General features: G+C 63.0%; 25 protein-coding genes and 1 pseudogene. 10 read left to right on the top strand and 16 right to left on the bottom strand.

The window, feature by feature from the left end; translation table 11 throughout:
• The first annotated feature begins 198 nt into the window (after positions 1-198).
• Genes msuE through IHQ72_RS15470 form a run of 5 tightly spaced genes read left to right on the top strand, consistent with a single transcriptional unit; the run spans position 199 to position 4,877 of the window.
• Complete coding sequence (msuE, locus tag IHQ72_RS15450) at positions 199-750, top strand: FMN reductase (RefSeq protein ID WP_258123198.1); 552 nt, start codon at positions 199-201, stop codon at positions 748-750.
• A 54-nt stretch (positions 751-804) separates the two neighbouring features.
• The gene (locus IHQ72_RS15455; RefSeq protein WP_258123199.1) at positions 805-2,169 is read left to right on the top strand and encodes an LLM class flavin-dependent oxidoreductase; all 1,365 of its coding nucleotides are present in this window, start codon (positions 805-807) and stop codon (positions 2,167-2,169) included.
• 26 nt (positions 2,170-2,195) lie between these two features.
• Positions 2,196-3,044 carry an ABC transporter permease gene (locus IHQ72_RS15460; protein ID WP_258123201.1) on the top strand — a complete coding sequence of 283 codons (849 nt, stop codon included), beginning with the start codon at positions 2,196-2,198 and terminating at the stop codon, positions 3,042-3,044.
• Positions 3,045-3,102: 58 nt separating this feature from the next.
• The gene (locus IHQ72_RS15465; protein ID WP_258123203.1) at positions 3,103-4,101 is read left to right on the top strand and encodes an ABC transporter substrate-binding protein; all 999 of its coding nucleotides are present in this window, start codon (positions 3,103-3,105) and stop codon (positions 4,099-4,101) included.
• A gap of 14 nt (positions 4,102-4,115) precedes the next feature.
• Positions 4,116-4,877 carry an ABC transporter ATP-binding protein gene (locus tag IHQ72_RS15470; RefSeq protein WP_258123204.1) on the top strand — a complete coding sequence of 254 codons (762 nt, stop codon included), beginning with the start codon at positions 4,116-4,118 and terminating at the stop codon, positions 4,875-4,877.
• Between the two features lie 34 nt (positions 4,878-4,911).
• On the opposite strand, the gene IHQ72_RS15475 is transcribed toward IHQ72_RS15470, so the two are convergent.
• The 3 genes from IHQ72_RS15475 to IHQ72_RS15485 all read right to left on the bottom strand — a co-directional run bounded on the left by IHQ72_RS15475 (position 4,912) and on the right by IHQ72_RS15485 (position 7,981).
• On the bottom strand, positions 4,912-6,879 hold the full coding sequence (locus IHQ72_RS15475) for an acyltransferase family protein (RefSeq protein ID WP_258123205.1): 1,968 nt from the start codon (positions 6,877-6,879) through the stop codon (positions 4,912-4,914).
• Between the two features lie 319 nt (positions 6,880-7,198).
• The gene (locus IHQ72_RS15480) at positions 7,199-7,561 is read right to left on the bottom strand and encodes an SPW repeat protein (protein ID WP_258123206.1); all 363 of its coding nucleotides are present in this window, start codon (positions 7,559-7,561) and stop codon (positions 7,199-7,201) included.
• A 198-nt stretch (positions 7,562-7,759) separates the two neighbouring features.
• Positions 7,760-7,981, bottom strand: a complete 222-nt coding sequence (locus tag IHQ72_RS15485) for an alkylphosphonate utilization protein (protein WP_258123207.1) — start codon at positions 7,979-7,981, stop codon at positions 7,760-7,762.
• A gap of 145 nt (positions 7,982-8,126) precedes the next feature.
• Between IHQ72_RS15485 and IHQ72_RS15490 the strand changes: the two genes are divergently transcribed.
• Positions 8,127-8,480: a cupin domain-containing protein gene (locus tag IHQ72_RS15490; RefSeq protein WP_258123208.1), complete on the top strand. Its 354-nt coding sequence runs from the start codon at positions 8,127-8,129 to the stop codon at positions 8,478-8,480.
• A gap of 160 nt (positions 8,481-8,640) precedes the next feature.
• Here the strand turns inward: IHQ72_RS15490 and IHQ72_RS15495 are convergent, their stop codons facing one another.
• Both IHQ72_RS15495 and IHQ72_RS15500 read right to left on the bottom strand, forming a co-directional pair.
• Positions 8,641-8,871 (bottom strand): hypothetical protein, encoded by a 231-nt coding sequence (locus IHQ72_RS15495; protein ID WP_258123209.1) that lies wholly within the window; start codon positions 8,869-8,871, stop codon positions 8,641-8,643.
• A gap of 271 nt (positions 8,872-9,142) precedes the next feature.
• The gene (locus IHQ72_RS15500; protein WP_258123210.1) at positions 9,143-9,406 is read right to left on the bottom strand and encodes a hypothetical protein; all 264 of its coding nucleotides are present in this window, start codon (positions 9,404-9,406) and stop codon (positions 9,143-9,145) included.
• Between the two features lie 317 nt (positions 9,407-9,723).
• Between IHQ72_RS15500 and IHQ72_RS15505 the strand changes: the two genes are divergently transcribed.
• From IHQ72_RS15505 to IHQ72_RS15515, 3 genes are all read left to right on the top strand, one after another.
• Positions 9,724-10,656: a hypothetical protein gene (locus tag IHQ72_RS15505; RefSeq protein ID WP_258123211.1), complete on the top strand. Its 933-nt coding sequence runs from the start codon at positions 9,724-9,726 to the stop codon at positions 10,654-10,656.
• A gap of 222 nt (positions 10,657-10,878) precedes the next feature.
• Positions 10,879-11,052, top strand: a complete 174-nt coding sequence (locus IHQ72_RS15510) for a hypothetical protein (RefSeq protein ID WP_258123212.1) — start codon at positions 10,879-10,881, stop codon at positions 11,050-11,052.
• Positions 11,053-11,075: 23 nt separating this feature from the next.
• On the top strand, positions 11,076-11,561 hold the full coding sequence (locus tag IHQ72_RS15515; RefSeq protein WP_258123213.1) for a pyridoxamine 5'-phosphate oxidase family protein: 486 nt from the start codon (positions 11,076-11,078) through the stop codon (positions 11,559-11,561).
• Between the two features lie 212 nt (positions 11,562-11,773).
• On the opposite strand, the gene IHQ72_RS15520 is transcribed toward IHQ72_RS15515, so the two are convergent.
• From IHQ72_RS15520 to IHQ72_RS15540, 5 genes are all read right to left on the bottom strand, one after another.
• A complete protein-coding gene (locus IHQ72_RS15520; protein ID WP_258123214.1) occupies positions 11,774-12,319 on the bottom strand; it encodes a group I truncated hemoglobin in 546 nt (181 codons plus the stop codon).
• A 166-nt stretch (positions 12,320-12,485) separates the two neighbouring features.
• A complete protein-coding gene (locus IHQ72_RS15525; RefSeq protein ID WP_258123215.1) occupies positions 12,486-12,710 on the bottom strand; it encodes a hypothetical protein in 225 nt (74 codons plus the stop codon).
• A gap of 360 nt (positions 12,711-13,070) precedes the next feature.
• Entirely contained in the window at positions 13,071-13,436 is a 366-nt protein-coding gene (locus IHQ72_RS15530; RefSeq protein ID WP_258123216.1) for a response regulator, read from the bottom strand.
• Positions 13,429-14,490, bottom strand: a complete 1,062-nt coding sequence (locus IHQ72_RS15535; RefSeq protein ID WP_258123218.1) for an HWE histidine kinase domain-containing protein — start codon at positions 14,488-14,490, stop codon at positions 13,429-13,431. Before IHQ72_RS15535 ends, IHQ72_RS15530 begins: the two co-directional genes overlap by 8 nt.
• Positions 14,491-14,995: 505 nt before the next feature.
• Positions 14,996-16,066 carry a sensor histidine kinase gene (locus IHQ72_RS15540; protein WP_258123219.1) on the bottom strand — a complete coding sequence of 357 codons (1,071 nt, stop codon included), beginning with the start codon at positions 16,064-16,066 and terminating at the stop codon, positions 14,996-14,998.
• Between the two features lie 245 nt (positions 16,067-16,311).
• Here IHQ72_RS15540 and IHQ72_RS15545 point away from each other — a divergent pair, with 245 nt between their 5' ends.
• Positions 16,312-18,300, top strand: a complete 1,989-nt coding sequence (locus IHQ72_RS15545) for an AI-2E family transporter (RefSeq protein ID WP_258123220.1) — start codon at positions 16,312-16,314, stop codon at positions 18,298-18,300.
• A 15-nt stretch (positions 18,301-18,315) separates the two neighbouring features.
• On the opposite strand, the pseudogene IHQ72_RS15550 reads toward IHQ72_RS15545, so the two are convergent.
• From IHQ72_RS15550 to IHQ72_RS15575, 6 genes and pseudogenes are all read right to left on the bottom strand, one after another.
• Positions 18,316-18,468, bottom strand: a pseudogene (locus IHQ72_RS15550) (phosphatidate cytidylyltransferase); the annotation flags it as partial.
• 30 nt (positions 18,469-18,498) lie between these two features.
• Positions 18,499-19,242 (bottom strand): hypothetical protein, encoded by a 744-nt coding sequence (locus IHQ72_RS15555; RefSeq protein WP_258123221.1) that lies wholly within the window; start codon positions 19,240-19,242, stop codon positions 18,499-18,501.
• Positions 19,243-19,383: 141 nt separating this feature from the next.
• The gene (locus IHQ72_RS15560) at positions 19,384-20,316 is read right to left on the bottom strand and encodes a phosphatidate cytidylyltransferase (RefSeq protein WP_258123222.1); all 933 of its coding nucleotides are present in this window, start codon (positions 20,314-20,316) and stop codon (positions 19,384-19,386) included.
• A 12-nt stretch (positions 20,317-20,328) separates the two neighbouring features.
• On the bottom strand, positions 20,329-21,093 hold the full coding sequence (locus IHQ72_RS15565) for a lysophospholipid acyltransferase family protein (RefSeq protein ID WP_258123223.1): 765 nt from the start codon (positions 21,091-21,093) through the stop codon (positions 20,329-20,331).
• 8 nt (positions 21,094-21,101) lie between these two features.
• Complete coding sequence (locus IHQ72_RS15570; protein WP_258123224.1) at positions 21,102-21,530, bottom strand: hypothetical protein; 429 nt, start codon at positions 21,528-21,530, stop codon at positions 21,102-21,104.
• The gene (locus IHQ72_RS15575; RefSeq protein ID WP_258123225.1) at positions 21,527-22,885 is read right to left on the bottom strand and encodes a phosphatase PAP2/dual specificity phosphatase family protein; all 1,359 of its coding nucleotides are present in this window, start codon (positions 22,883-22,885) and stop codon (positions 21,527-21,529) included. The genes IHQ72_RS15570 and IHQ72_RS15575 overlap by 4 nt, the downstream gene beginning before the upstream one ends.

Consider the following 22,885-nt stretch of genomic DNA (forward strand, 5'->3'; position numbering starts at 1 on the left):
CATCAACGCGTGGCCGGAATGCGGTCAAGGCGCCATTGCCAAACTCGGCGTTCGCATTTCGCGTCAAAAGAACCAATCGACGACGATGTGCCGCAAACTCAATCCGCTTGGCGGGTTCGTTTTGAAATCTTCTTTCTGATCTAATTCTATAAACTCAGTAGAGTTAATGCACAGAAGCCGTTTTGCGAGGAACCCAAAATGTCGAAAAAGCTGGTGGTGGGGCTGTCGGGCAACCTGACCCGTCCGTCGAAGACCAAGGCGTTCATCAGCCACATCGTCGCTGAGGTGGCGAGCAGCACCGGTGCAGCCTCGACCGTTTTCGACATCGAGGATCTCGGTCGGTCCTTCCCGCAGGCAAGGCGCATTGGCGAGCTGGATCCGTCGGCCAGGAACTTCGTCGAGCAATTGTTGGACGCCGATGTCCTGGTGATTGGCTCGCCGACCTTCAAAGGCAGTTACACCGGGCTTTTCAAGCATTTCTTCGACCTGCTCGATCCGTCATCCCTGAGGGGAAAGCCGGTCATCCTTGCTGCGACCGGCGGCGGCGATCGTCATTCGCTGGTTGTCGAACATCAGCTGCGGCCGCTGTTCGGCTTCTTCGAGGCGCTGACCCTGCCGACCGCGATCTACGCCTCCGACAAGGACTTCGCCAACGGCGTGCTGGTGTCCGAAGCCATCCATGCTCGCGCCAGGCAAGCGGTCGCCGAAGCATGCCGGGTGGTGCCACGCAGCGTCGGTCTTGCCGCCTGAACACCGGCCAGTGACCCTCGATTCCCTTTCCGCACAGCTCAGAAGGAACCCGCAATGACCAGACCCAGCAAGTCCAGGCAGATCAAGCTTGGTGCTTTCCTGCCCGGTGGCGGACAGCACATCGCAGCCTGGCGCCACCCTGACGCTCCGGCCGACGGCGCGACGAATTTCGAGTTCCACAGGCAGCTCGCGCTGACCGCCGAGCGCGGCCTGTTCGACGCCTATTTCCTCGCCGACAATCTGACCGTCGGCCTTGGCGCCCGCGAAGGCGGCAATGCCAAGATCGCTGGGTTCGAGCCGGTGACGCTGTTCGCCGCATTGGCGCCGCTCACCACGCATCTGGGCTTCATCGCCACCGCCTCCACCACCTATGAGGAGCCCTATACGCTCGCCCGCAAGTTCGCCTCGCTCGACCTGCTGTCGAATGGCCGGGCCGGCTGGAATGTCGTGACCTCAGCGGGCGACGAGACCGCGCGCAATTTCAATCGCGAGACGCAGCCTGCCCACGCCGAGCGCTATGCCCGGGCGCATGAGCATGTCGAGACGGTCAAGGCGCTGTGGGACAGCTGGGAAGACGATGCCTTCATCCGCGACAAGAAGTCGGGGCGCTTCTACGACAAGGACAAGCTTCACGACATCGACCACAAGGGCCGGCATTTCAGTGTCAAAGGCCCGCTCAATGTGCCGCGCCCGGTGCAGGGTCACCCGGTGGTGGTGCAGGCCGGGCAGTCGGAGGACGGCCGCAGGCTCGCCGCTCATTCGGCTGAGGTCATCTTCACCGCCCATCAGAATCTGGCCTCGGCGCAAGAGTTCTACCGCGACATCAAGGCGCGCGTGACGGTGGTCGGCCGCGATCCCGGACAGGTGCTGATCATGCCGGGCGTAGCTCCCTTCGTCGGCCGCACCGAAGAGGAAGCCCGCGCCAAGTACCAGCAGCTGAACGACCTGATCCTGCCCGAGGATGGCGTGGCCCTGCTCAACGGGTTGGCCGGCCAGACGCTCGACATCAGGGGGTATCCGCTCGACGGACCGCTGCCGCCGAGCAAGGAAACCGAAGGCATGAAGAGCCGCCAGGCGCTGATCCGCCAGATTGCCGACGAGCACAACTTCACCATCCGCCAGCTCTACCAGTGGGTGGCGACGGCCCGCGGCCACTACACCGTCATCGGCAGCGCGGTGCAGGTCGCCGATCAGCTGGAGGAATGGTTCGGCAACGACGCCGCCGACGGATTCAACATCCTGCCGCCCTGGCTGCCTGGCGCGCTCGAGGATTTCGTCGACCTGGTGATCCCCGAGCTGCAGCGCCGCGGCCTGTTCCGCACCGCCTACGAAGGCAGGACGCTGCGCGAGAATCTCGGCCTCAGGCGGCCGGAAAATCCCTGGACCGCCGGCCGCTCCAAGGTGCTGGCCGCCGAATAGAGTCTCTTAAAGCAAAGGGCAAGACGATGAGTTTGCAACACATCGAGCAGCGGGTCACGATCGGTACACATGACGGCAGAACCAGCCTTGGCGCCGTTTTCCCGCGCCTGGCCAACCGGACTGTCGTCCGCTTCCTGTCCCGCTACGGCATCCTGATCGCCTTCCTCGCGATCTGGCAGGTCTCGAGCCGCGCGGGATGGGTCAACGCCGCGGTGCTGCCGCCGATCGACACGATCGTCACCGCATTGTGGAACGGTCTGGCCGGCGGCACCTTGCTTGGCGACATCGCCATCAGCCTGCAGCGCGCCGGCCTCGCCTTCGCGGCGGCGGTGGCGGTTGCTATCCCGCTCGGTCTGTTCATGGGCCAGGTGCGCGCCGTCGAAACCGCGCTTGACCCGATCCTGCAGGTTTTCCGGCAGACCTCAGCGCTGGCGCTCTACCCGGTGTTCATCCTGCTGCTCGGGCTGGGGGAGGCATCAAAGGTCTTCGTCATCTTCTGGGCGACGCTGTTTCCGCTGCTGCTCAACACCATCAGCGGCGTCAAGCAAGTCGATCCGAAACTGCTCGAGATGGCCCGAGCCTATGGCGCCGCGCGGCTCACCGTGTTTCGCCGTGTCGTGCTTCCAGGGGCCGTCCCGTCGATCTTCGTGGGCTTAAGGCTGAGTGCGACCACGGCGCTCTTGCTGCTGATCGCCTCCGAAATGATCGGCGCCAACAAGGGCATCGGCTTCCAGGTGATGAACGCGCAGTACAACTTCCAGATCCCGCTGATGTTTGCGGCGATCGTCATCCTCGCCGGCCTCGGCCTGATCGCCAACCAGGCGCTGGTCAGCCTGCAGCGGCGGCTCTGTCGCTGGAGCAATCCCATCGACTGACCAGCCTTCACCATCCTCCCCAACAGGCACCATCCTCTCCAACAGGAAAGACCGGACCATGCCAATCACTCGCCGTTCCCTGCTTGCGGGCGCTCCCTTTGCCGCCGGCATCATCGCCACCGGCCTGCCCCGCTTCGCCGTTGCGCAAGCCGCGCCGGTCACGTTGCGCTACCTCGCCAGCCGCGGCAGCATCTCGCCGCATGAACTGGCGGACGCGCTCGGCTATTTCAAGGACGTCGGCGTCAAGCTGGAGAATGTCGGCTACTCGGGCGGCGGCCCGGAATCGCTGTTCGCGCTCGCCTCCGGCAGCGTCGATCTCGGCTCGGCCGCGACCGCTGCCGTGATCAACTCGATCTCCGGCGGCAACGACTTCGTCGCCGCTTATCCAAGCAACGGCATCAACGGCCAAGTGCGCAGCGTCTTCTACGTGCTGGAAGACAGTCCGATCAAATCGATTGTCGACATCGCCGGCAAGACCATTGCGGTCAACACGCTCGGCGCCCATCTCGACTACACCGTGCGCGAGGCGCTGCACGGCGTCGGCCTGCCGGCGGATGCCGCCAACCTCGTCGTGGTGCCCGGGCCGCAGCTTGAACAGACCTTGCGGTCACGCCAGGTCGATATCGCGGCACTGGGCTATTGGCAGGCGACGTTTGCCGGCGCGCTGGCCGACAATGGCGGCGTGCGCGGCGTGTTCAACGACACCGACGTGCTGGGCGAACTGGCCGGCGGCTTCATCGTCCTGCGGCGCGACTTCATTACGGCGCATCCGGAGGGCGCCCGCAATTTCGTTGACCAGTCGGCCCGCGCCGCCGACTGGTCGCGCCAGAACCCGGACGAGGCGCGCAAGGTGCTCGCGGACATCCTCGACAAGCGCGGCGAAAATGGCGAGCTGGCGCGCTACTGGACCGGCTTCGGCCTGCGCGAAGGGGCGAAGGCTGACGATCGCGACATCGACTTCTGGGTCAGCGTGCTCGAGCGCGACGGCCGCCTGCCCAAGGGCGAGCTGAAAGCCGCTGACATCCTTTACCGGCGCGGCGAAACGAAAACCAACTGACCGGGAGACGGACCATGGCCACCACAAGCGGCGGCGAGGTCACGATACGTGACCTCTCCAAATCCTTCACCCTTGGCGGGCGCCCGCTTGCCGTGCTGAGGGCGCTCAACCTCGACATCCGCTCCGGCGAATGTCTCGTCATTGTCGGCGCCAGCGGATCGGGCAAGACCACGCTGCTGCGCATTCTTGCTGGGCTAGAGGCTGCCGACAGTGGCGGTGTCGCGATCGACGGCAAGCCGGTCCATGGCGTCGGCTCCGAGCGCGCGGTGATCTTCCAGGAACCGCGCCTGCTGCCCTGGCTGACGGTACTCGGCAACGTCGCCTTTGGCCTCGAAGTGCGGGGCGTGCCCAAGGCGGAGGCGGAGGACAAAGCCCGCTTCTATACCGCGCTCGTCGGTCTGGCCGAATTCAGCGATGCCTATCCCAGGCAGCTTTCGGGCGGCATGGCGCAGCGCGTCGGCATCGCCCGGGCGTTGACCGTGCGGCCTGAAATCCTGCTGCTCGACGAGCCGCTAGGCGCGCTCGACGCGATGACCAAGATCGGCATGCAAGAGGAACTGGCGCGCATCTGGAGCGAAGAGAACGTCACCATGATCATGGTCACCCATGATCTGGAAGAAGCGATCTATCTTGCGGACAGGGTGCTGATCCTGCCCAGGGAGAAAGGCGGCACAGCACGGCTGGTCGACGTTGAACTGCCACGCCCCCGCGATCGCAGCGAAAGCCGCTTCGTGCGCTATCGCGAAGAACTGCTGCGCGAGTTTGGCTTGCACTGAGACAGCGGGTGAAAGGCGCGTCTTTGCGCCACCATTATTTCTCCGCCGCCCCGGTCGAGAACAGCGCGCGCTCGACCGGCGGCTCCAGCGTTTGCGCAAAGGGCGTCGCCATGTGGTGGCGATCGCGGTAGGCCAGCTTGCCGTCGATGAAGACATGGCAGGTCTGGGCGTCGCAGAACTGGTCGGTCATGTCGATATAGGTCGCGTTGGGGACGGCGCGCACGACGTCGCGCTCCACTGCGGCCACGGCGTCGTTGGCGGCGTCGGTTCGCGGCGCGTCGCATACCGATGGCGTCTGTCCACGCCACAGCGCGCGGGCCACGCAGGTGTCGACAAACATGCTGTTGAACGGCACATCGCGGATGAAGGCGACCTTCAGCCCGGCCTGGCTGAACGCCTCCAGCGTTGCGCGAAGGCCGGCCTGCCAGTCCTGATCCAGGCTGTCGGCTTGCTTCGCGTCGGGCGACAGTTTACGCGAGCTCGTCAGCGAGATCTCCGAGATCACCACCAGGCTCGGGCGCAGGGCGATGATCTCCTTGATCGATTGCTCGCGCCATTGATCGCACTCGGTGTAGTCGCGCTTCAGCTTCGAGCTCCAGACCGTCAGCCGCGAGGCCCGGCAGGCGGTTTTGAGCCAGGTGACGACCTTGTAGTTGTTCTTCTTCGCTGCCTCGATCAGCGGCGTCGACCAGTGGTCGGCATGCGAATCGCCGAACAGCGCGATCGAGCGCTCGGCATTCTTTTGGCCGAACACGCAGGGCTTCGGCGTCACGGTCTCGTAGTCGAGAACGCAGCCCACCTTGGCGCGCGCTGTGGAGGGCTGTGCGGCAGTTTCGGCAATGATGCGTTGTGAGGGGTCGAGGTCGTCCACGGCAAGGCGCGCATTGGCGTAGGTCGCCATGACGCCGGCGCCGGTCAGCATTGCGGCGGGGATTAGCGCGCGCGCCGCGTTCGCCATCAGCCAGCCATTGCGACGGATCGGGTTTTCGATGAAATTATAGGTGAAGATCGACAGCGCCAGCGTCAACGCCGCGCAGGCAAGCCGCCCGGGCCAGGAGAGGTCGGGCACCATCATCGTCGCATAGACGATGACCGGCCAGTGCCAGAGATAGAGCGAGTAGGAAAGTTTCCCCACCCATTGCAACGGCGGCAGCGCCAGCATGGCACTCGGCCCTCTTTGGACATTGCCGGAGCCGCTGAGCAGCAGGAGCACGGTGCCGGCCACCGGCACCACCGCCGCGACGCCGGGGAAGGGGGTGTCCCCCTCGCTGAAGGTCAGATAGGCGCCGGCGATCAGCGCCAGGCCAAGCCATGCCAGTGCTGCGCCCAGTTGCGGGCGCTCTCGCCAGAATTTTGCCGGCGCCATCGTCGCCAGGCCGCCGGCGGCGAATTCCCAGGCCCTGAGCGGCGAGAAATAGAAGGCCCAGGGCTGCGCCACGGTGGTGAGCCAGGCGCAGACGGCGAACGACACCGCGCCGGTGAGGCCGATCACCAGGATCGCAGTGCGCTTGCCCGGGCGCAGCCATGCCGCCAGCAGAAGCAGCCCCGGCCATACGAGATAGAACTGCTCCTCGACCGAGAGCGACCAGAAGTGGATGAAGGGGTTGTTCGCCGCATCGGGGGCGAAATAGTCGAACGACCAGCGGATCAGCCAGAAATTGATCGCATAGGCCGAGGCATACATGGCGCCTTTCGAATAGAGCGACTGTTCATCCGGCGAGAGGATGAAGTAGCCCGCGACCAACGTGGCGAAGATGACGAACAGTGAGGCCGGCAGCAGGCGTCGCGCGCGCCTTGCATAGAACCGCCACAGGTCCAGCCTGCCATCCTCGGCGATTTCCCGCAGCAGCTGGCCGGTGATCAGGTAGCCGGAAATGACGAAGAAGATGTCGACGCCGGTGAAGCCGCCCGGCAGGTCCGACAGACCAAAATGGAACGCGACGACGCCGGACACCGCCAGCGCACGCAGCCCTTCGATATCAGGCCGAAACGATGCTGACACGGCGAAAACCTCACATAGGTCGTTGAAAAAAGGTCGTTGAAAAAACCCCGTTGCGAAGACTCGACGCAATGCATTGATATTGCAATGCAACAAATCTAACGCAATGCAACATAAGCGGAAGTTCGCGGAGTGTAGCGGGGTGCTCGTTCGGCGTCTATACCAGGAAGCGCCGCGGCGGCGCTGCCATCTGCACCCGCCGGGCGGTTGGTTTTTGAGCACAAGGAAATGATTGGCCCGGCTAGCGGGCCTGCGTACCGATCTCAGGCTTAGGAGGAGCCCGCCGCTCGCGCGCCGGGTTCCTCCCCTTGGTCGTCACCGATCACGCATGCGCTGGCGGATGATGACGGTAGTCCCAGACTGCCCAGGCCGATGCCGCGACCACCAGCACGCCGAGGACCACATGGGTCCCCATCGCGTTGAAGTTCGCCACAAAGCCGAGCAGCCAAGGCGAAACGATCAGCCAGAGCCCGACAACAAGGTTCACCCACTCTTCCCATTCGGCGAATACCGAAAGCGTGGCGAGAGCCAGGGCGCCGAGCACGATGCCGGCAATCCAGGCGTTCCACGCAGGATTGGCTTCAGCAGCGAAGCCGATGATCCAGGGTGAGATGAATAGGCAGATCGCAAGGACCAGATTGATCCAATCCTGGCCCTTCTTTCCTTCCATCATTTTAATTGCCATGACAACCTCCACAGATGAAGCTTGACCAAAGCACTACGTTTCGCGTGCACCGCACGCTTAGTTATTGATATAGTTGCGTTTCAATGGCCTTCAAGGGACCTGCCCCGGCGCCGGGGCGCGGCGTCGGTTCTGCGCAGAGCATAATGGCGGCGCTGGGCTGGCCGGCGCGAACACGCGGGCATCCGCGCCATCAGGCGATCACGCCTTTTTCAGGAACTCGGTCTTCAGCACCAGGCCCTTCACCTGCCTGGTGTTGCCCTCGATCTCGCCGGGATTGCTGATGAGGCGAATGTTCTTCACCAGCGTGCCGCGCTTGATCGTCTCCGACGTGCCCTTAACCTTCAAATCCTTGGTCAGGGTCCCGGAATCGCCCTCGTTCAGCTGGGTGCCGTTGCTGTCTCTTACGATCGCGTCTGTCATGTCGGTTCTTTCATGGGGCCGGTCCACGGACTATCCGGCGGATGGCGGCCAGGTCAAGCGTGCCGGGCACCCGCGTTGCTCATCTCAGGCGCTTCGGCTATTGACCGGCAGCCAATGCCGGCACAGTTCCAAACGGAGCCCGACCATGACAGAAAAGACCATCCTCAAATTCGGCGCGGTTGAAAACGCCGAGGCGGGCGATCTCGCGGGCTGGGTCGTGGTCGACGGCAACCCGACAATGAAGACCGCCGTCCAGCACACCACAGCGGACGGCAAAGTCATGTCGGGAACCTGGCAGGCCACCCCCGGTACCTACCACGCAACCTACAGCGACTATGAATTCGTGCACATGATCGCTGGGCGCATCGTCATCACGCCCGATGGCGGCGCGCCCGTCGAAGTCGGCCCCGGCGACGCCTTCGTGGTTGAAGCCGATTTCAAGGGAACGTGGAAAATCATCGAGCCGGTGACGAAGCATTTCGTCGTCAGGGTCGGCTGAGGCCGGAGGCGAACGGAACAATCCTATCACGGCCTGGCGCGGCGCCAAGTCTGTTGATCCCGAGGCCTGTCGACCCCAAGGCCTGCCGATCCCGGGCACCGCAAGCGTGGTACGGTCGAAATAAAAAGATAGAGCCCCTCCGTCAGGGATGGATGAAACTCTAGAAATCGAAATAGATCGCCGGCGGATACGGACTGGACACATTCTTGTCGGCCGGCGCCGCCATTGCACCGGACGACGCGGTGATCCCGCCGGTGGACTTATTGTCGAGCGGCGGCCGGCTTTTCTCGGCCGCGGCCGCTTTCGCATCGGTGGCAACGACTTTCGTTTTAGCCTCCACGGTTTGCGAAAGTACGAGCACGGCGAGAAGTGCAGACAGAGCAAGTTTCATGACGGCGTCCCTCTTCTGGTTAACGTAGCGTTAACCCCAGCCGCCGGCCCGAACACCGCGGCAGTGTGGAAAGGCGTGGAATTCTCTGGAATTCCTTGGAATATGGCTCGTGGAAAGTGCGGGCCGCGGGGGAACCGGCGCGAGATCGGCGTGCAACTGCATCAGGGCAGCCGAATGGCGCGCGGTATATCGCGCAGAATTTGACGGTCACTTCGTCCTTGGTGACCGTCGTCTGCGCATAAGGGCGTCGCGGCCAGCGCTGGTGTGAAGATCAATCCCTGAAGCCGGTCGAGTCGAGCAGGGCGACCTGCTTGCCGTCGATGTAAAAGCGTATCACGTGCGCGCCGCCGTCGACTTCGATGCGCGTCGGATCGTTGACCGGCGCCGCAGGAGCCGCCTTGCCATATGTCGCTGCCGCGCGCGAGCCGGCAGCGGCACGCGACGGTCCATCCGGCCCGAAGGTCAGCAGCAGCAGTGCAGCGGATCCAGCCGCAACCGCGGTGAAGGGGATTTTGGGAGAAGCAGTCCAGGACATCGAATTATTCCTTCCTTGTTGAGGCGGCATCTACGCTGGTTTGTGCTGGTTCGAGAGTTGGGCTTCGCCGTCGTTCAAATGACTGAGGAAGGGAGTTGGTGTTCAAGCCTGCATAGCGTTTCATGTGATCTGCCCTTGCCCTGCGCGACCTTAGCGCCGCCCGGCGGGGCGAAAAGGGCAGCCGCGTGGAGCGGCGTGGAATTCTGCGGATTTCCTGGAATATAGACTTTAGGAGAGGTCCAGCCCGCAATGAATGCGGTGGGAGCAATTGCTGGCACATGCTATGCCTTGCGGTGGCATAAAGGGGCAGGTGGGGGATGGCACAGCATATCGCGCAGAAGTTACGGTTGACCGCAGCCCTGCTGGGAACCGTCACCCGCAAGGACCTTGCGGCGGCGTTCCGGGGCGTCAACCCGAAGACGGCGTTCGATCTCGGCCGCGCCGATAAATGGCTGCAGGGCCGCGCCCAGCCGCGCGAGCTCAGCGTCTACGACGATTGGTCGAAGCTTCTCAAGCTGGAGCAGCCCGGCGCCTGGATCGCCGAGAGCGACGTGCCAGGGTTTACGGCCGCGATCTGCGCCCGCCACGGCATCGAGAGGGCCGAACTGGAACGCCGCGCCGGTGCGCATTTCGAGACGGCGTCGGGGCATGAGGAGCGAAGCCTTGGATTGGCCCTTGCCGGAACCTACGCATGTTATTCGCATGCCTTGTCGCCCTATTATCGCGGCCGGTTAATCAGGGGCAGCCTGTCGATAGAGGCCGGGCCGGGTGCACACGGCCTGACTGCCGCCTATCGCGAGGTGTTGCCGACCGGACAACTGCAGGTCGGCGGACTGGTGAGCCCGGCAAAACGCGGGCTCTATGCGTTTCTGAAGGAAACCGGCGGCGATGCCCATTTCTTCCTTTGCCTGTTCCCGCACTCGCGGCCAGGAAGCGTGCTTGGCGGCTATATGGTCGGCGGCGCCATCATCGGCCCGGAGCCGCAGCCATCCCTGACCAGGATCCTGATCGTCCGCTTGCGCGATCCGGCGCCCGAGGCCTGGGGCGGATATCTGCCGCCCGATGCGTCGATCGCTAGGGATTTGGCTTCGCTCGGCGTGGCAATTGAGCAGCCGGAAATGGTCGACCGGCAGCTGGCGCAATTCCTCGTCGGAGACAGCAAGGACGGCGGTGCCAGCCAGATCCCGCCGGCCGAGTTCCGATCCATCCTCGACGTGTTCGACCGTCATTGGCTGCGTCATTCCGGCTAGGTCTGACCGCAGCAACGCGCCGGCCGGTGTCGTCCATCACTATGACGGGACATTTCGCGCCATCGCGCCCATGCAAAGCAACTTGGCGTTCAGGATCATTTCCTGCTGATTGTCAGGTCGCCCAGATGAAGCTGGTGGGGGCCGCACCAGTGCGGGCGAGATGCCAGACCGAAAGGCGGAACCTATCGCCATGTCCAGTGGTTGTGTCGGGGAAGGCAGCCCATGCCCCTCACGGTCCGAACCACGCTCTGCGACATTCGAGACGATCTGCACGCTCTGCGCAGGATGGTAGCAGCCCGTGGTCACATCGAGACGATCCAGGCCATCGATGCGCTGATCGGCGTCGCCGAAGCAGAGGCGGTCCAGGCCATCCGGCGTATCGACCAGCTTGCCTGACCGGCAGCAGAAAGAAAATCGCGATGAATATTAGGGAGATGACGCGGCCAGAATGCATTGCCCTGTTGAGATCGGCCAGGCTTGGCCGCCTGGCCTGCGTCAGGGACAGCCGGCCTTATGTGGTGCCGATCCATTTTGCCTTCGGCGACGATTTCATTTTCAGCTTCTCGCTGCCCGGCAAGAAGGTCGAGTGGATGCGGGGCAACCCTCACGTCTGCCTCCAGGTCGACGATGTCGGCAGCGTCCACGGCTGGAAGAGCGTCGTCGTCGACGGCGTCTTCGAGGACCTGCCGAAGGTGCCCGCCCTGGACCGTACCGCTCCGGCCATCGACCAGTTGGCTCCCGTGTTGGACCATGAGCGCGAATTTGCCTGGTCGCTGCTGCAGAAGCACGCCAACTGGTGGGAGCCCGGCTCGCTCAATCTGGGCGCCAGGCCGGCCACTGCGGGCAGCCATCTGTTCTATCAGATCAAGATCGAGACAATTTCCGGACGGCAGGCGTTCCGGTAGGTCCTATGGTCGGGCAGCGCCCAGGCTCTATGTCAAATGACGTACCCGTTACCGGGCGGAAGGCGCAAAAAAACCCGCGTTCCGGAGGGGGTCGGGAAGCGGGCTCTTTAACGACCGAACGCTTGGAATGTTCGGTATGTCATTTAACATAGCAGCGAAGGGTTGGTTCCACTCGAAGCAAAATTAATCGATAGACTGGATTGCTTGCGTTTTTAGCCCCCCTTTGCGACGTAGCCGGCGGTGACCTCGCCCTTGTGGGCGGCGAAGGCTGCCAGGACCTCGTCCGTCTCGGGCTTCGGCACCTTGAGGAAATCCAGGGTCCGTCCGAGTTCCGCCGCGACCTCATCGAATTCCGTGGGAGAGATCCGCAGGTCCCGGTGGGCCTCCTCAAGGCCGAGCGGCGTCGTGCCGGGCTTGGTGGCCGTGAACTTGAAAGGCCCGCCAGAAACGTCGCAGACCCACAGCGTGCGCATGAATTTGAGGCCGGGCAACCTTCCAAGGTTCTTGGTGTGCCATTCCCGCAGCTGCGGGTTCTCGGACGTCTGGCCGACGATGGGGTTCTTCACGATGGCGTCGCTGAAGTGATCCACCACCGCTGCGATGGCGAAGACGCCACCCAGCCGCTCGTACAGACTGTTCTCAGGCGTGGTTTGGTTGGCCTGCGCGGAGGTACTATCCGCCGCCAAAGCCATCGGGGCGACGGTCAGCCCGGCGACGACGCTTCGTCTGGTGATAGAAGTCGAGACAGCCTGCGCCATCGTCACACCTCATGCGGTAGGCTAAACGGCTACCTTGGGAGATTGTTCCAGGCCGAAACAAGAAAGCCCGCGTCTCTCGGCGGAGGACGCGGGCGGGTCTACGGGTCCCGATCCAGCAGCAATATCCGGGAAATATCGCTGCCGATGCATGAACTCTTGGCGTTGGCTAGGGTGATGTATCCAAACGACCAAGCGGTTGCCGCGACAACGCCAGAAGTTCCGCCTCGTCCGTGATTCCGGCTATGTAGTTGGCGACGATTCGAGACGCCAGTGCTTCTCGATGAGCTTCAGAATCACCTTTCCGCTTCGCCCGCTCGAACACGCGTTCAAAGAGCCCTACCTCGGAAGGCGTGAAAATGCGGGCCTCTCTGATCTTGCGATTGATCGACATGTCCACCCGCCTTTTTCCGGTGCGAAAAACAAGCGCCGATCCTGACGTGCAGCTATGGGGGCTCGGGTGGGCCGGCGCTCAGCGCCAAGCTAATGATCTCTCGATGCCGTTTAGTACCAGCGTCCACGGCCGTAGAAGCCGCCGCCGCCTAGCAGCAAAACAATAAGAACGATGACCAGTATTGTGGTGAGATCCATGTTCGCCTCCTATGAGCGCGCCCAGCGGTATTCGCCGTGCGCCGCTCTTGCCCTGAGCAGTGCGTGAGTTGTGCCTGTAACCTCAACCAACGCTCCGCAAGCGTTCTTGTTCCATGAACGGATCAAGCATGGCCGCTTCGCTCTTGGTCGACACATTCATCGATCAATGAGAAAGAAGGCGTGCGAGTTTGGTGGTCAGTTCATCAAAGCTGAACGGTTTGCGAAGCACGGCACGGTTGCTGAAGCCTTCGCGCATGTCGCGACCGTTGTTGCCGGTCGAGTAGATGAACGGCACGCCACGCTCGGCAAGCGCGTCGGCCACGGTATTGCTGTCGTCGCCGTCCAGATTCATGTCCAGCATGGCGGCATCGAAAATCTGGGCTTCGATCAGGGCGATCGCCTGTCTGATCGTGGCGGCTGAGGTGACGGACTCGCATCCAAGATCGCCCAGCATGTCCTCGATCATCATCAGGACCAGAATTTCATCTTCGACAACGAGGAGACGACGGCCAGACAGCAGTTTATCCATCGCGAATTCCCGGTACCGGAATGTTCATCGTGCAGATCAACCCGTCCGGGCGATAGTCGAGTTGCACAGTGCCTTCGAGCTCGTGGGCCAGGCCGCGCTCGATCACGCGCGAGCCGAACCCCTGTCGCAACGGTGGCGTAACCAGCGGCCCGTCCTTCTCTCGCCAGGACAGGATCAGTCGGCGGCCCTCCGACGTTGGCTCGGTCGTCCAGTCGATCCGGATCGAGCCCTTGTCATTGGAAAACGCACCGTATTTCACCGCATTGGTCGCGAGTTCGTTGAACGCGATGCCAAGCGCCAGGGCCGCCTTGGTTGTGAGGCGGATGTTCTCGCCGGCAATCACCAGGCGCTCCGCCCGCCCGTCGGTAACGTCGAACGGTTCCAGGGCATCGTGGAGCACGTCGAGCAGCCCTGCGCCATGCCAGTTTTCGCGCGTCAGCAAATTGTGCGACCGGGAGAGCGCAAACAGCCGGGACTCGACGGCTTCGCGGATCACCTTCGGGTCGGAATTGGCTCGCGACGCCTGCCAGACGATCGACTGCACCGTTGCAAGCGTGTTCTTCACGCGATGGTTCAGTTCGTCGATGAGCTTCCGCGATTGCGCCTGCTCCTCCTTGTGTCTGGTGAGATCGACGAAGGAGGTAAAATATTGGACGATGGCGCCGCTCTTGTCGTGGACAGGATTGGCGAAAAGGGCCGCCCAAAATTCGCTGCCATCCTTGCGTCTGTAAAGGATTTCCGTATCCGCCGCACCCGCCGCCGAATTGGCTTCGAACTCCGCCCTGATACGTTTCAGCGCCCTGGCGTCGGTGCCGTCCGCCATCAGGAAATTGAAGGGCTGACCCAGGACTTCTTCCCTGGCGTACCCGGTCAAGGCGAGGAAGGCGTGATTGGCAAAAATGATGGGATTGCCGGGTTCTTTTGCGTCGGTGAAAACCATGGCCATTCGCGTTGTCTCGGCGGCAACCACGAACGGACCAAGGTCGTTGTGAAAGCCCTCGACTTCGGCTTCGGCGTCCTTCTGCTCTTCGGACTTGTTAACTATTCTGGACATGTTGAAGATCAATCCCGCCCGCTAGCGCATGGCAACGCGCCATTCTTCTTCAAGGCTTCCATGATAGCTCGCTAGGGGGACGAAAGCGTGATCGACTCTTTCAATCGCCAGAGCCACAGGCTGACGACCCTTGCTTTGTACGCTTCCGACAGTCGGTTAGCGAGTCATTCCGTCGCCGGGTTGCGGCTTGGTGCGTCATCTCGATCTTGATCACGACTCGCTGGAACGATTGTCTGGAGCCTGGCGTTCCTTGACTGCTGCGGACCGCGTCAACCGGGCGTGGCGGCACGGTGAACAGGATGGTTTTCCCGGTTTCATATCCTGGCCAAGCAATGGCAAGACCATCTGTCCCGCCCCGGTCTGCAGCATCCAACATCTGTTGAACGGAAGGAGCCATTCGTTCGGGAGCCTCACCAGCGCGCGGTTCTGCCGGCGCATCCGGCCAGAACCGATCGCGGCGAGTTTCCCAAATTGGGCGACCTTGCACCCGAGCGGCGCCGGCACGCTACGCTGCCCGCGGTATGCGCGAGGTGAACGTCGCCCTGGTCACCGACACGCTGGTGCCGTCGGTGTCGCTGATGACCTCGATCTTGGCCTCCAACTGCTTGACCAGCGCCTCGACGATGGCTGTCCCCAGGCCCGCGCTCGACGGCTCGCCGGCGGCTTTCCCGGTGCCATTGTCCGAGACCGTCAGCTTCCAGTCGTCGCCGTCGGTTTCGTAAGACACCTGGATCAGCGCCTTGGCCTTCTCCATCGGAAAGGCATATTTGATCGCGTTGAGAACGAGCTCGGTGACGATCAGGCCGAGGCTCACCGCCTTCTGCGAGTCTATTCTGCCGCCTTGTGCCGTGACGTTGACCGCGATCGGTTGGTCTTCACCAACCATCGAGACGGCCAGGCTGCTGCACAGCTTCGACAGATAGGACACGACGTCGATCTCTTCGACGCCGGTCGAAGTGTGGAGGTGGCGCTGCACTTCGGCGACCGACAGGACCCGCTGATGGGCATCCTTCAAATGCTGACGAGTTTCCTCTGATGTGACGGAGCGGGCCTTCAACAAAAGGATGCTGGCGATGATCTGCAGGCTGTTGGCGACCCGGTGCTCCATTTCGCGCAGCAACACATCCTTTTGCCGCAGCAGATCTTCGGTGCGGCCGAGAAGCTCTTCCTTTTCCCTCTCGATGGCACGGCGGGCCGTGATGTCGTTGAAGGCGAGCAGGATGGTCACGGCTGAACTGTGGTCGTAGAGAACCTTTCGGGCGTTGAGCAGCATTGTTCGCGGGCCGATATTCGGGAAATCATGCTCGACCTCAAAGCCGTCCATGGCTGTCTTCTCGGGGATGATCGTCTCCAGGAGCAGGCGCAGTGCCGGAATGTCCCACTGGCCGTCGCCGAGCGCATAGAGCAGCGAGCCGCGCGTCTGCTCAGGGTCGACCTTGAAGGTCTGGTAGAAGGAGCGGCTGGCCGCCAGCACGCGAAACTTCTCGTCAAGGACGAGGAAGGGCTCGGCGATCGTGTTGACGATGGCCTGCGCCAGCGTCTGCACATCTTCGATATTGGCAATGGGATGAAACAAGGCTTGCAGCCGATCTGGGGATTTTGCCCCTCTTGGGGCCTATATACTGTTGCCGGGCCGATGTCGCGAAATGAATCAGCTGAACATCGGCCTGCCTCTGCCCTTGTGGAGTGAGCAGCCGGTCGGCGAAGCGCGCCCCTTGCCGCTCGCCGTCTGGCCCCCGGGTGTGAAGGGCGTGAAGGAAGCGAAGTTGCGCGCCGGCTCAATATGCCCGATCATGGTGATTGGCAGGGCGGAGGTATCAAGTGGCGGCCAATCGTCGAAACGGCATGCACCCCGCCGAGACCGGGGTGATGGGCGTTGTTTCCTCTGCCAGAACCCTCCCGCGCATGTCACTGCCCACCGTCGCGACTGTCGTGGCGGCGGTTGCGGCCCTGTATTTCGGGCGCGAGGTTTTCCTGCCGATCGCAATCGCTCTGCTGCTTACCTTTGCGCTCGCGCCCATGGTTTCCGGACTCAAGCGAGTCGGCCTTCCCCGTCTCCCGGCCGTCATCGCCAGCGTGCTGAGTGCATTCACGGTCCTCGCGCTATTCTCCTTCATTGTCGCCACGCAGGTCAGCGAACTGGCGCAGAACATCCCGCTTTACCAGTCGAATATCCTGACCAAGGTCCGATCCCTGAAGGAAACCGGCATCGGCGGAGGCATCATTGCCAGGCTGAGCGGGGTGATCGAAAGCGTTGGCCAGGAACTCGACAGGCAGGAAGCCTCACCGCCTACCGCAGATGAGCCAGAGCGCGAGCCGGTGCCTGTCGAGATCATCGCGCGCGAAAGGCCGCTCCAGGTTCTCCAGAACCTGATCGGACCGCTGATCAGCCCGCTGGCATCGGCCGGCCTGATCATCGTCGTCGTCATCTTCATGCTGCTCGAGCGCGAGGACCTGCGCGATCGTTTCATACGCCTTGTCGGCTATGGCGACCTTCATCGAACCACCGAGGCGCTCCAGGATGCCGGCAAGCGCGTCGGCCGGTATCTTCTCATGCAATTGGTCGTGAATATCCTTTATGCCATACCGATTACAGCAGGGCTTTGGGTCCTGGGCATACCGAATGCACTGCTGTGGGGATTGCTGGCGCTGGCGCTGCGCTTTGTTCCCTATATCGGCCCGATCATTGGTGCGCTGCTGCCTTTGTTCCTGGCGCTTGCCGTGGCTCCCGGCTGGTCGCTCGTGCTGTGGACCGCCGGGCTGTTCGTGGCCATGGAAATGATAACCGGCAACGTCGTCGAACCATGGCTCTACGGTTCACGAACGGGGCTTTCACCATTGGCCATCATCGTTGCGGCGATCTTCTGGACCTGGCTCTGGGGCCCGCTGGGCCTGGTTCTGTCGACGCCGCTCACGGTCTGTCTCGTCGTGCTCGGCAGGCACGTGCCGCAGTTCGAATTCCTCGACGTTCTGTTCGGCAACGAACCCGTACTCGAGCTACATGCCCGTCTCTACCAGCGGCTGCTGGCCGGCGATCCGGAAGAAGCCACTGATCACGCCGAGGAGATCCTGGAGGAAAAATATCTGTTCGAATTCTATGACAAGGTCGCCATTCCCGCACTTCTGCTCGGCGAACAGGATCGGGTGCGGGGTGTCATGGGCGATGAGCAAAGACGGCAGGTGGCGGCCAGTGCGCAGACGCTGGTGGCGAACCTCGACGACAGCGCACGGGAGGAGGCGGAGGAGGACGACCCAGCCGCAACAGAGCCTGCCACAGCGGACGAGGACAAGCAGGCTCAAGCGGAGGGCGAGGACGACACCGAACTGCCGGATGGCACGGACATCTCGGTGCTGTGTGCCGGCGGACGCGGCGAACTCGACGATGCCGCCGCCGCCATGCTGGCGCAGGTGCTCGAAGTGCAAGGGGCGACGGTCTCGAAGGCGAGCTTTGCCGATATGGATCCGGCAAGCATTCGCCGGCTCAAGTTCGACGCTGTCGACACCGTCGTGGTCGGATTCCTTAACCGCGACTCCGTCAAGCACGCCCGTTTCCTGGTTCGTCGGCTGAAACGTGCCAAGTCGGCGCTGCGGGTAGGCATCGTGTTCTGGTCGGATGGCGGCGACGACAAAGAGACAGCCGTCAAATTGGCCAATGACATCAACGCCGATTTTGTCGCGCATGGCATGGTCGAAGCCGTTCTGGGGGCGTTGTCGAGCGATCCGCCGGTTGCGCTGAAGGTCGCTGCCAAGCGCCGCATGCGCCGCCGGCCGCGCCCTGCCGAGAAAGCGCCGCTTGCCGCTGCAAAATGAGACCGTAGCTCGATCTCACGTCCAGAAATAACGCACCGTGTGAAAGAAAACCGGGGCGGCGAAGACCAGGCTGTCGGCGCGGTCCATCATGCCGCCATGGCCCTCGATCAGATGGCCCCAGTCCTTCACCCCCTGGTCGCGCTTGATGGCGGAGGCGACCAGCCCGCCGAGAAGTTGCGCCGCCTCGGTGGCCTGACCTTATTCAGCCACCTTCGCCACGATGCAATCTAGCGAAGGAAGTGGCGTCAAACCGTCCCTAGTCCTTTCTCTTGGCTCGGCGGTTCCGTCCCCTTCAGCAGCACATTTATAGGTCGCTTCAATCACCAAGCCCCGAATTCTCGCGTCAGGAAGCGTGGAGTAGTCGAAGTATCCCTCTCTCGTTGGAAACCCTTGCAAGTAATCAAGTGCCGCATGGACGCATCGATCAAGCGTTGCCGTGCCATTTTCGCGGAAGTTGAGCTCGTTTATCAAAATGACACCTACAGATGCCCAAGTGTCTCTGCTTGTAAACTTATACGCCGTACATCCGTCCAAGCTGAGCTCCGCCTTTGCAACGAAATCTTTGTACCATGGCAGCAGGCGCGAACTGGTTAAGGCCGACGCTACGTCCTTTTGCCAGTTCGCGCCGTCGGCAGCGATTATGGAAATCTGGGCCGTGCCAATAGCCGGGAGAAGACCATTCAGATCGCCTCTGAGAGCTTTATATCGCTCGATCGAGCTGCGTACGTTCAGACGATTGGCTACAACTTCGTAAGGCCGATGCCATGACGGCCAAACATGAATTTTCCTATCATGCGGCAGCGACCGCAAATAGTTAACGGCGGCGTCTTTGGTGGCCTGCGCTTGAACAACTTCTTTTTCAGTTGGCCAAGCATGATTGCTCAATAGCATCACCGACAGCGACGCGTATAACCATATCTGGAGCGCCTTATAGGTCATCATCTCCACCCGCCAAGGAAAGTGCCAGAACTCTCTGGCTGGAGGAGGCTTAACAGACCTCAGAGCGAAACGGCCAGTCAGATTGCTGAATTAGGTCGATGCATTAATGACTAGGGGGTGCCGGCCCTTGCAGCTGGAGCGCCCTCACACCGTCCAGAAATAGCGCACCGTGTGGAAGAACACCGGGGCGGCGAATACCAGGCTGTCGGCGCGGTCCATCATGCCGCCATGGCCCTCGATCAGATGGCCCCAGTCCTTCACCCCCTGGTCGCGCTTGATGGCGGAGGCGACCAGCCCGCCGAGGAATCCCATCAGGCAGGCGATGAAGGCGACGCCCGCCGCCTGGAGCGGCGAAAACGGCGTCAGGAACGACAGCAGCGCGCCAAGCAGGCTCGACGTCGCCAGCCCGCCGACCAGCCCTTCCCAGGTCTTCGACGGCGAAACCTTCGGCGACATCAGGTGCCTGCCGAACAGCTTGCCGAAAATGTATTGCAGCACGTCGCTGCCTTGCACGGTGATGATCAGGAAAGCGATCAGCAACAGATTGCGGCCTTCGAAGCCGGGCACTTCGAGCGTCAGCAGCGCCGGCACGTGGCTGACGCAGTAGACTGAGATCATGACGGCCCATTGCTGTGCCGAGACACGCTCGAGAAAGCGCTCAGTGTCGCCATGAAGCGCGGTGATCGCCGGCATCAGCAGGAAGCAGTAGACCGGGATGAAAATGGTGAAGAGGCCGTACCAGGCGGTCCACACCAGCCAGTACTGGAACGGGATGACGATGCCGAACATGCCGAGCAGCACCCAATGGTCGCTGCGGCGGCTGTGCGTCAGCGTCACGAATTCGCGCAAGGCGGCAAACGAGATCAGCGCGAACAGGATGGTCATGCCGGAGCGGCCGAAGAAGAAGGCGACGGTGATCGCCACCACCATCACCCACCAGGCGTTGATGCGCTGGTTGAGGTTGACCAGCGTCGAGGACAGCGGCTTCGGCGCGCGCCACGACAGGATGCCGGCGACCAGGCGTGCCGTGGTCAGCACTGCAGCGAGGCCGATAACCAGGATGAGGGTTTCGTGCATTGGCATGTTGTTCTAGTCGTCCCCCCGAGCATCGTGCCGGATATCGGATCCTGCACGATGCTCTAAGCCCTTTTGGTCGCATGATGTTTTCCGGAAAACCGGATTCCACTTTTCCGCATCATGCGTTGGCGGGCGGGGATTCAGCGCCAGCAGTGTTTGGCGGGCGCGGTCGAGAAAGGCGCGGCGTTCTTCATCCGGCGCAATGGCGATCGGCGCGCCGAAGACGACGCGGCAGAGCAGCGGCACCGGCACGAACTGGCCCTTGGGCAGCACCCGCGACATGTTCTCGATCCAGCACGGGATGAGTTCGACGTCGGGCCGTGCCATCGACAGATTGTAGAGGCCGGAGCGGAACGGCAGCAGCGGCTCGTCGGTCATGTTGCGCGTGCCTTCGGGAAAGATGATCAGCGAGTGGCCCTCGTCGAGCACCGACAGCATGATCGAAATCGGATTCTCAGCCTCATCGGTCCACTGCCGGTGGATGAGCACGGAGGACAGCATGTCCTGCGCGATGAACCGGCGCAGCCGCGATTTTCCCCAATAGTCGGCGGCAGCGACGGCATGGGTGCGGGCGCGCTCCTTCTCGCTGAGGCAGGCCGACAGCAGGATGAAGTCGCCATGGCTGGCATGGTTGGCGAAGTAGATGCGCTGCCGATCCGACGGCTGGCTGCCGTTCCAGATCGGCCGCACGCCGGTTACCGCCCAGGCAAGCGCCGACAGGCCGACCGAGGTCACGGTCTGCAGCAGGGTGAAGGTCTTTGTGCCGAGCTTGCTCATCGTCCGGCTCAGAAGGACAAGGCGACGAGGGATGCCGCCACGAACAGGCCGAGCGCGATGCGCTGCTTCATCAGCAGGCGCTGCGTGCCCGCGATGCGCCGGTCGAGCGAGCGGATGCCGGCAGCGGCCGGTTTGACGCGCATGCGCGCCAGCACGTCGTCGACCGAGGCACCGCCGGCGGCCTCGCTGATGTGGCTCGCCATCAGCCAGAACAGCAGTGCGTCGAAGGTAAGCAGGGCCGAGAGGGCGAGGGTGACCACGCCGCTCGCTGCCGCGATCAGCCAGGCCGCCGCCGACAGCATCGTTGTCTGCAGCTGCGCCGCCACGGCAATGACCGGCGCGGCCACCAACGCGGCGAGCACCAGCAGCAGCGGCCACACCGCCTGCGTCATCAAGCTGGCGGCGAAGGCCTCGGCTTTGTCTCGATGGGCACTCATGCCGACTCGTCCGCCGCGATCCGAAGATGCACCGGCCGGCCCGATGCCGCGAGCCGTTTATGCGCCTGCGCCGGCGTTGGCGAGCGGCCGCTGGCAACCAGCCATTCGGCGACGACGCCGGCGCTGCGCTGGAAGCCGAGCGCGCAGCAGACCAGCACCGTGCCGTGGCCGCGGGCCGCCTCGATCGCCGCCACCGCTTGCGCTTGCGCCTCTGGCGATGGCGGCAAAAGGTCGACCATGGCGACAGCCGTCCACCGGCAGGTCACGCCGCGTGGCCGTTCCAACTCGCCGGCAAGGTCGATCACCGTGCCGAAGGCGTCGGCCTCGGCGGCGGTGGGAAAGCGGCCGACGAAGACGCCGTCGGCAATGGCGACATGCGGCGGCAGCTTGCGCGTCCATGCCCATCTATTGATCCTGGCGCCAAGCCGGTAGGGCAGCAGCAAGACACGGCTGGCCAGCGAGACGCTGCCGTCGGCCGTCTTCTGGAACACTTTGGCGCCGGCCCCGGCATAGGCGAAGGCGACGATGGCCAGCGCCAGCGCCGGCCACAACAGGATCAGCCACAGCGCCGAGACGAAGGCGCCGGCAACGGCGCCGGCCAGCACAAGGGCTGTGCCAAGCGCGTAGAACAGCGCCAGCCGCCTGGCCCTGGCGTCGGCGGTTAGCTGAAAGCCGGCGAACGGCAATTCGCCGTCGCGCGGAAACAGCCACAGGGCGAAAAAGCCGAGCAAAGCGCCGGTCGGGATGTCGATGACATGGTGCTGCCAGGTCGTCAGCACCGAGGCGCCGATCAGGAAACACCAGGCATGCCAGACGGTGGCGGCCATGCCTTTGAGCCGACAGCGCCAATGATCCCAGATGATGACCAGCAGCGCGATGTGCAGCGACGGCGCCTGGTTGAACGGCTTGTCGAAGCCGCCGAGCACCGCAAACATGAAGCCTGGCAGGCCTGATGTCTGCGGCCGCATGAAGGTCGCCGTCAGCGGGAACAGGATGAAGCAGGCGACGGCGACGATTTGCGCCGTCAGATAGCGGCCGGCAAGACGGTCGACGCCGCGCTTGGTATCGTTCAAGAGCAGCGACAGGCCGTAGAACAGATTGATCGACCAATAGGGCACGATCGTCCAGGCTATGAACGGGATGCCGCGCTCCCAGGCAAAGACGATGCTGCCGACATCGTCGCGCTGCGACGCCAGCCAGTTGGCGAAGCCGTAGGTCGCGTAGAAGAACGGCGCCAGGAATGCGAGCCACAGGGCCGCCCGCAGCACGATGCCGGCGTACGGCTCGCGTGCAGAGGCGGAAGGGGCAGGGGCAGCGGCAGGGGCAGGGCCAAGGCCAAGGGCAGGCAAGACCAT

The sequence above is a fragment of the Mesorhizobium onobrychidis genome (assembly GCF_024707545.1).
Taxonomy (GTDB): domain Bacteria; phylum Pseudomonadota; class Alphaproteobacteria; order Rhizobiales; family Rhizobiaceae; genus Mesorhizobium; species Mesorhizobium onobrychidis.

Bases quoted from the DNA above. Each gene is read 5' to 3' on its own strand.
- msuE (WP_258123198.1), top strand. From the start codon at position 199: ATGTCGAAAAAGCTGGTGGTGGGGCTGTCGGGCAACCTGACCCGTCCG.
- IHQ72_RS15455 (WP_258123199.1), top strand. From the start codon at position 805: ATGACCAGACCCAGCAAGTCCAGGCAGATCAAGCTTGGTGCTTTCCTG.
- IHQ72_RS15460 (WP_258123201.1), top strand. From the start codon at position 2,196: ATGAGTTTGCAACACATCGAGCAGCGGGTCACGATCGGTACACATGAC.
- IHQ72_RS15465 (WP_258123203.1), top strand. From the start codon at position 3,103: ATGCCAATCACTCGCCGTTCCCTGCTTGCGGGCGCTCCCTTTGCCGCC.
- IHQ72_RS15470 (WP_258123204.1), top strand. From the start codon at position 4,116: ATGGCCACCACAAGCGGCGGCGAGGTCACGATACGTGACCTCTCCAAA.
- IHQ72_RS15480 (WP_258123206.1), bottom strand. From the start codon at position 7,561: ATGGCAATTAAAATGATGGAAGGAAAGAAGGGCCAGGATTGGATCAAT.
- IHQ72_RS15485 (WP_258123207.1), bottom strand. From the start codon at position 7,981: ATGACAGACGCGATCGTAAGAGACAGCAACGGCACCCAGCTGAACGAG.
- IHQ72_RS15490 (WP_258123208.1), top strand. From the start codon at position 8,127: ATGACAGAAAAGACCATCCTCAAATTCGGCGCGGTTGAAAACGCCGAG.
- IHQ72_RS15495 (WP_258123209.1), bottom strand. From the start codon at position 8,871: ATGAAACTTGCTCTGTCTGCACTTCTCGCCGTGCTCGTACTTTCGCAA.
- IHQ72_RS15500 (WP_258123210.1), bottom strand. From the start codon at position 9,406: ATGTCCTGGACTGCTTCTCCCAAAATCCCCTTCACCGCGGTTGCGGCT.
- IHQ72_RS15505 (WP_258123211.1), top strand. From the start codon at position 9,724: ATGGCACAGCATATCGCGCAGAAGTTACGGTTGACCGCAGCCCTGCTG.
- IHQ72_RS15510 (WP_258123212.1), top strand. From the start codon at position 10,879: ATGCCCCTCACGGTCCGAACCACGCTCTGCGACATTCGAGACGATCTG.
- IHQ72_RS15515 (WP_258123213.1), top strand. From the start codon at position 11,076: ATGAATATTAGGGAGATGACGCGGCCAGAATGCATTGCCCTGTTGAGA.
- IHQ72_RS15520 (WP_258123214.1), bottom strand. From the start codon at position 12,319: ATGGCGCAGGCTGTCTCGACTTCTATCACCAGACGAAGCGTCGTCGCC.
- IHQ72_RS15525 (WP_258123215.1), bottom strand. From the start codon at position 12,710: ATGTCGATCAATCGCAAGATCAGAGAGGCCCGCATTTTCACGCCTTCC.
- IHQ72_RS15530 (WP_258123216.1), bottom strand. From the start codon at position 13,436: ATGGATAAACTGCTGTCTGGCCGTCGTCTCCTCGTTGTCGAAGATGAA.
- IHQ72_RS15535 (WP_258123218.1), bottom strand. From the start codon at position 14,490: ATGTCCAGAATAGTTAACAAGTCCGAAGAGCAGAAGGACGCCGAAGCC.
- IHQ72_RS15555 (WP_258123221.1), bottom strand. From the start codon at position 19,242: ATGATGACCTATAAGGCGCTCCAGATATGGTTATACGCGTCGCTGTCG.
- IHQ72_RS15560 (WP_258123222.1), bottom strand. From the start codon at position 20,316: ATGCACGAAACCCTCATCCTGGTTATCGGCCTCGCTGCAGTGCTGACC.
- IHQ72_RS15565 (WP_258123223.1), bottom strand. From the start codon at position 21,093: ATGAGCAAGCTCGGCACAAAGACCTTCACCCTGCTGCAGACCGTGACC.
- IHQ72_RS15570 (WP_258123224.1), bottom strand. From the start codon at position 21,530: ATGAGTGCCCATCGAGACAAAGCCGAGGCCTTCGCCGCCAGCTTGATG.
- IHQ72_RS15575 (WP_258123225.1), bottom strand. From the start codon at position 22,885: ATGGTCTTGCCTGCCCTTGGCCTTGGCCCTGCCCCTGCCGCTGCCCCT.